General features: G+C 59.3%; 5 protein-coding genes and 1 pseudogene. 2 read left to right on the top strand and 4 right to left on the bottom strand.

Translation table 11 applies throughout. The features are described 5' to 3' along the window. Positions 1-1,126, top strand: a 1,126-nt coding sequence (locus AC1DH9_RS19480) for a membrane-targeted effector domain-containing toxin (RefSeq protein WP_477808611.1), incomplete at its 5' end; no start/stop codon positions are given. An 89-nt stretch (positions 1,127-1,215) separates the two neighbouring features. Here the strand turns inward: AC1DH9_RS19480 and guaA are convergent. From guaA to AC1DH9_RS19460, 4 genes and pseudogenes are all read right to left on the bottom strand, one after another. Beyond that, the gene (gene guaA / locus AC1DH9_RS19475; protein WP_477808610.1) at positions 1,216-2,793 is read right to left on the bottom strand and encodes a glutamine-hydrolyzing GMP synthase; all 1,578 of its coding nucleotides are present in this window, start codon (positions 2,791-2,793) and stop codon (positions 1,216-1,218) included. A 99-nt stretch (positions 2,794-2,892) separates the two neighbouring features. After that, on the bottom strand, positions 2,893-4,362 hold the full coding sequence (gene guaB / locus AC1DH9_RS19470; protein WP_477808609.1) for an IMP dehydrogenase: 1,470 nt from the start codon (positions 4,360-4,362) through the stop codon (positions 2,893-2,895). Between the two features lie 117 nt (positions 4,363-4,479). After that, entirely contained in the window at positions 4,480-5,028 is a 549-nt protein-coding gene (locus tag AC1DH9_RS19465; RefSeq protein ID WP_145015139.1) for a sugar ABC transporter ATPase, read from the bottom strand. Positions 5,029-5,194: 166 nt separating this feature from the next. After that, positions 5,195-5,785: pseudogene (locus AC1DH9_RS19460) on the bottom strand (sulfite exporter TauE/SafE family protein); the annotation flags it as partial. Between the two features lie 128 nt (positions 5,786-5,913). Between AC1DH9_RS19460 and xseA the strand changes: the two are divergent. Continuing rightward, positions 5,914-6,892, top strand: a 979-nt coding sequence (gene xseA / locus AC1DH9_RS19455; protein ID WP_477808608.1) for an exodeoxyribonuclease VII large subunit, incomplete at its 3' end; no start/stop codon positions are given.

Here is a 6,892-nt window from a genome sequence, read left to right as displayed (position 1 = left end):
CGTAAAAATGATCAACCTTCCCAACGGACGAATACAAGGGCTGACAGCCTATGAAGAGTTCGTCGCAGGACATCGCGCCGCCCTGTTGAAAGATACTCGCGCCCTCCTTTCCAAAGAAAACTTCTTTGCCTCATTACCGGCACGTCCGGTACAGCCCGTCATCACGCCGTCCATGACTGTCCCGGAACTCATTCAGAACATCTTTGATGCTTCGCCGGGGCTGGTGATTGGAGAAAGCCAGGATCGTATTGCCAGTATGCGATTCCTGATCGAGAACATGCAGACGTTGGCCAGACAAGGCGTCAAGACGATCTATATGCATCGCTTGCTCAACGACTTCAATCAATTCGACCTGAATACTTTCCTCAGAGGTGCTGAAATGGACGGCATGCTCGAAAAGTATCTGAAACAGCTCCAAAGCGATCCTGCCGGGAAGTTCACCCCACTCGAGGTCGTCAAGGTGGCTCGCGAGAACGGTATCCGGATCCAGGCGACCGACTGCCTGGCAAGCTACCGCTATCCGGCATCGCCCTTGATTGACGTTCAGGAACAATCCATTAAAAACTACCTCACCACCACGATCATGCGTGCCAATGAAGCGCTTGGCAGATCAGGTAAATGGGTGGTCCTGACGGGCCAGGAAAACACCAATACCTTTAGAGGCATTGCCGGCATCAGTGAAATGAACGGCGGTATCGGTTTGCGTATTGAGGAGGTGCTTCCAGAACGCAGCCTGCATATAGAGATAGACCACGGCGTCGAGGTGGGTCGCAATGCCAGCCCGCCCTCCGTAAAATTCCACGGAGAGTTCGACACCTTGTATGCCGATATCAGCCTGCAAGTGCCGATGCCCATGCTGCAACGAACGCCGGACGAAATCGCTCGCCTGCTGTTCCGCCAGGGAATGTTCACCTTCAAGGAGTCTGATGGAACCTGGACATTGATCCATCGCAGCAGAACCAATCTGATCACAGAAACCCTGGTTGAACGAACGGCCGATGGGCAATACCTGGTCAATCGCCCCGCCTGGACCGACGTCCATCAAAAAACTTACCCCAGCCTGGTCGATCTTTCGCACGCACTCACCCGCATGGGCATGAAGCTCGAAGGACGCTTGCCAGCGTAGGAAAACACCGTAACGCGATACGCAAAAGGCCCCGTGAATTCACATTCACGGGGCCTTTCGGTTATTACGGACGATCAGTCAGATCGGGATCATTCCCACTCGATCGTCGCTGGCGGCTTGCTCGACACGTCGTAAGTAACGCGGGAGATGCCTTCGATTTCATTGATGATCCGGCCGCTGACGGTTTCCAGCAGCTCGTAAGGCAGGTGAGCCCAACGCGCGGTCATGAAGTCGATGGTTTCTACTGCACGCAGGGCGACAACCCAGGCGTAACGACGGCCGTCGCCCACCACGCCAACCGATTTCACCGGCTGGAACACCACGAACGCCTGGCTGACTTTGTGGTACCAGTCGGCCTTGCGCAGTTCTTCGATGAAGATGTGGTCGGCGCGACGCAGCAGGTCGGCGTATTCCTTCTTCACTTCACCAAGGATCCGCACGCCCAGGCCCGGGCCCGGGAACGGGTGACGGTAGACCATGTCGTACGGCAGGCCGAGTTCCAGGCCCAGACGACGGACTTCGTCCTTGAACAGCTCGCGCAGCGGTTCAACCAGCTTGAGGTTCATTTCTTCCGGCAGGCCACCCACGTTGTGGTGCGACTTGATCACGTGTGCCTTGCCGCTTTTCGCGCCAGCCGACTCGATCACGTCCGGGTAGATGGTGCCCTGGGCCAGGTACTTGATGTTGTCGARCTTGCAGGATTCGGCATCGAACACGTCGATGAAGGTACGGCCGATGATCTTGCGCTTCTTCTCTGGGTCGCTTTCGCCGGCCAGGTTGTTCAGGAACTGGTCTTCGGCGTTGGCACGGATCACCTTGACGCCCATGTTCTCGGCGAACATGGCCATCACTTGCTCGCCTTCGTGCAGACGCAGCAGGCCGTTGTCGACGAAGACGCAGGTCAGCTGATCGCCAATGGCTTTGTGCAGCAGTGCGGCAACTACCGAGGAGTCAACGCCGCCGGACAGGCCGAGCAGTACGTTGTCGGTACCGACCTGGGCGCGGACCTGAGCGATAGCGTCTTCAGCAATCTTCGAAGGCGTCCACAGGGCTTCGCAGCCGCAGATGTCGAGGATGAAGCGCGAGAGGATGCGACCGCCCTGCTTGGTGTGGGTCACTTCCGGGTGGAACTGTAYGCCGTAGTAGCCGCGAGCATCKTTGAACATGCCGGCAATCGGGCAGCTCGGGGTACTGGCCAGGATGTGGAAATCCTCTGGCATCCTGGTGACCTTGTCACCGTGGCTCATCCATACGTCGAGGCCGAACAGGCCATCGGCGTCGATGTGGTCTTCGATACCGTCCAGCAGACGGCTCTTGCCGACGACGTCGACACGGGCGTAACCGAACTCACGCAGCTCGGAACCTTCAACCTTGCCACCCAGCTGTTCAGCCATGGTCTGCATGCCGTAGCAGATCCCGAAGACCGGGACGCCCAGGTCAAATACGGCTTGCGGGCAGCGCGGACTGTCAGCGACGTGTACGGACTCGGGGCCGCCGGCGAGAATGACGCCTTTTGGAGCGAATTCGCGAATCGCGTCTTCATCCATGTCGAACGGGTGCAGTTCGCAGTAAACACCGATTTCACGCACGCGACGGGCGATCAGCTGGGTGTACTGGGAACCGAAGTCGAGGATCAGGATGCGGTGAGCGTGAATGTCGAGGGCCATGATTCAGTCTCGTCTAAGTAATTCAAAAACAGTCGTGATTCAGAAACAACTCGGGGCTGAATAGAACAGCCCCGGTTGCTTAACGATTTGCTTGAAGGCTCAACCTACGCGGTAGTTTGGCGCTTCTTTGGTGATCTGTACGTCGTGGACGTGCGACTCGGCCATGCCAGCGCCGGTGATCCGCACGAACTCAGGCTTGGTGCGCATTTCTTCGATGTCGGCACTGCCGGTGTAACCCATCGAGGAACGCAGGCCGCCCATCAGTTGATGGATGATGGCGCTCAGGGTGCCCTTGTACGGAACACGCCCTTCGATACCTTCCGGAACCAGCTTCTCGGCGCCTGCCGAGGAGTCCTGGAAGTAACGGTCCGAAGAGCCTTGAGCCTGGGACATGGCGCCCAGCGAACCCATGCCACGGTAAGCCTTGTACGAACGGCCCTGGAACAGTTCGATCTCGCCTGGTGCTTCTTCAGTACCGGCGAACATCGAGCCCATCATCACGCAGGAAGCACCGGCAACGATGGCCTTGGACAGGTCACCGGAGAAACGGATAYCGCCGTCGGCGATCAACGGAACGCCAGTGCCTTCAAGGGCAGCGGCGACGTTGGCGATGGCGCTGATTTGCGGCACGCCGACACCGGCAACGATACGGGTGGTGCAGATCGAGCCTGGGCCGATACCGACCTTGACCGCATCCGCGCCCGCTTCGGCCAGGGCCTTGGCAGCAGCGCCGGTGGCAATGTTGCCGCCGATTACCTGGACTTCAGGGAAATTCTGTTTGACCCAGCGAACACGGTCGATCACGCCTTTGGAGTGACCGTGGGCAGTGTCGACCACCACCACGTCAACACCGGCAGCAACCAGTGCCGCGACGCGATCGCCGGTGTCTTTACCGGTACCGACTGCAGCGCCGACGCGCAGACGACCCTGGTCGTCCTTGCTGGCCAGTGGGTAGGCCTTGGCTTTTTCGATGTCGTTGACGGTCATCATGCCTTTGAGGGCGAATTTATCGTCGACGATCAGCACGCGCTCGATACGGTGCTTGTGCAACAACTCGCGAACGTCGTTCTTGTTGGCGCCTTCCTTGACCGTGACCAGACGCTCTTTAGGCGTCATCACTTCACGGACAGTGGCGTCCAGACGGTTCTCGAAACGCACGTCACGGGAAGTGACGATGCCGACCAGGTCGCCATCGTGCAGTACCGGAACGCCGGAGATGTTGTTCATGCGGGTCAGTTCGAACAGCTCACGTACCGTGGCGTCAGCCTCGATGGTGATCGGGTCCTTGACCACGCCGGCCTCGTACCGCTTGACCTTGCGCACTTCGGCAGCTTGCTGCTCGATGGTCATGTTCTTGTGGATGATGCCGATGCCACCTTCCTGAGCCATGGCAATTGCCAGACGGGCTTCAGTGACGGTGTCCATGGCAGCGGAAACCAGTGGAATATTCAGCTCGATGCCACGGGTAAGGCGGGTTTTGAGACTGACTTCGTTAGGAAGCACCTCGGAATAACCAGGCACTAAAAGAATGTCGTCGAAGGTCAGAGCTTCTTGGCTGATACGCAGCATCGCGGGGGCTCCCGAGCGGGAAAATGGAAGCGCGCCATTATACTCAGACACCCCCGCCGGCTCAATGTAAAACTCTGTCTATTATTGGTATTACTGATATACGGGTAACTCGGCCCCCTACAACTCCACCTTGACCCAACTCACCGGCAGGTCGAGCCATTCGGCGAATTCGTCGATGAAGCTCTGCTTGAACCCGGCCTCCGCCCAGTTGTTGAAGATAAAGCCCAGGTTCGAGAAGCCGCATTCCTGCAGGAACAGAAAGCCGTTGATGTCGTCTTCATGTCCGCATTCCGGGCAGATGAAGTTGTCGGTGCGCCCCGGCATCCAGTCTTCCAGGCTTTCGAACAGCGCTTCGCCGATTTCCTTGCGGCATTCGGCACAACCGGCTTCTTCGAGAAAGCCCTTGGCCGGCGTATAGATGCAGCGCTTGGTGATGATTTCCAGCCCATTGATCGGCTCGCCAAACGGCAGCGCCTCAGGATGCAACACCACCGCCCGCGCTCCCGGTGCGATGGCGTGGGCCATGCGATTGCCGGTACGACCGCAGGTGGTGAGCTGTTCTTCAATGATGTTCTTGCGCACCAGCCACCGCACAATCGCCCGCGCCCGAGGTTCGTGCACCGGCAGTGTGGAGATTTTCGGGACGAGGATGCTTTGCGAGTTCATGGGTGTAGCCCTGTTGCAAACACTGAAGATTATCCCTGTGGGAGCGAGCCTGCTCGCGATAGCGGCAGATCAGGCAACCTTGATATTGACGGTGATGGCCTATTCGCGAGCAGGCTCGCTCCCACAGGATTTGGCGGTCGGCAGCTTAATCCCTGACAGGCTCAGGTCAAGTGTTCAGGTACCTGACGATCAAGGCAATGCCACTGGCCAGCACCAGCCAGGTCACCAGCCGCACAAAGGCCTCGCGGGACAACTTCATCGTCAACCGTCGACCAGTCCACAACCCCAGCGCCATTGCCGGCAACAAACACACCGCCAGTACCAACAAGGGTAGCTCGGCATAGACCCCGGCGATCGCGAACAGGCTCAAGCGCACCACCGTACTGCAACTGATCAACGCACTTTGCGTGGCGCGGGCCTCATCCTTGGGCAAGCGGCTGTTCAGATAGATGGCATATAAAAAGCCGCCACTGCCGAACAGCGCCCCGAACATTCCGCCCACCGTGCCCATCGGGATCGCCCACGCGGCAGCCAACTGCGTCGGCCGGGCGGTCCCCCACAAGCTGTAAATCGCATACGCGCTGATAAACAGCCCCATCAATAGCAGCAACAGGTTCGATTTGAGGTTCAGCAGGAAGATCACTCCCAACGTACACCCCACCGCCATGCACGGCAGCAAGCGCAACAACTCGGGCCTGGCGACATCGCGCCGCGACGGCAACAGATTGCCGAATGCCGCGATAAAATCCAGCACAACATTGATGTTGAACGTCACGCCGCAATCGCGAGCAGGCTCGCTCCCACAAGGGACCGCGCAGCGTTCACTTCAGCAAGAAGGTAATCGGCCATGGAGATTGACCGCCGAATGCCTTTAAACTGCGCCCCATGATTAAAGATCCCTTTGCAAGACTCGGCCTGGACCGAGAAGTCCTGACGGTCAGCCAGCTCAATGGCCGCGCGCGGGTGTTGCTTGAAGACGTGTTCAGCAACATCTGGGTCGAAGGCGAAATCTCCAACCTCGCCCGCCCGGCGTCCGGCCACATCTATTTCACCCTCAAGGACAGTGGCGCCCAGGTGCGTTGCGCGCTGTTCCGGCAGAACGCTGCGCGGGTTCGCCAGGCGCTGAAGGATGGCCTGGCGGTCAAGGTCCGGGGCAAGGTTTCGCTGTTTGAAGGGCGTGGCGACTATCAGCTGATTCTCGACACCGTGGAGCCTGCCGGTGACGGTGCGCTGCGTCTGGCGTTCGATGCGCTGAAGGAAAAACTCAGCGCCGAAGGCCTGTTCAGTGCCGAACGCAAAGTACCGCTGCCGGCCCAYCCGCAACGCATCGGCATCATCAGTTCGCCGACCGGTGCGGTGATTCGCRACATCATCAGCGTCTTCCGTCGCCGTGCGCCRCAAGTGGTGCTGACCCTGATCCCCACCGCCGTGCAAGGCCGCGAAGCCACCGCGCAGATTGTCCGCGCACTGAAACTGGCCGACGCCCGCGGTTTCGATGCGCTGATCCTCGCCCGAGGCGGCGGTTCGCTGGAAGACCTCTGGTGCTTCAACGAAGAAGCCGTGGCCCGCGCGATAGATGCCTGCGTCACCCCGATTGTCAGCGCCGTCGGCCATGAAACCGATGTGTCGATCAGCGACTTCGTGGCCGACGTCCGCGCACCGACACCGTCAGCCGCCGCTGAACTGCTGGCACCGGATTCCAGCGACCTGGTGCGCCGGGTCGAAAGCCTGCATCGACGCCTGGTGATGCGCATCCGCGATCGCTTGATGCGTGATCGTCTGCGCCTGGAAGGTATATCGCGTCGCTTGCGCCATCCCGGTGAACGCCTGCGCCAGCAAGCGCAACGTCTGGACGACCTGGACA

It is taken from the genome of Pseudomonas sp. 05T35 (genome assembly GCF_056396605.1).
Note: the sequence above shows the minus strand (reverse complement) of the source record. Positions and strands in the feature narration are given on the sequence as shown.

Excerpts from the sequence above, each read along its gene's own strand:
- AC1DH9_RS19465 (WP_145015139.1), bottom strand. The coding sequence starts at position 5,028 with ATGAACTCGCAAAGCATCCTCGTCCCGAAAATCTCCACACTGCCGGTG.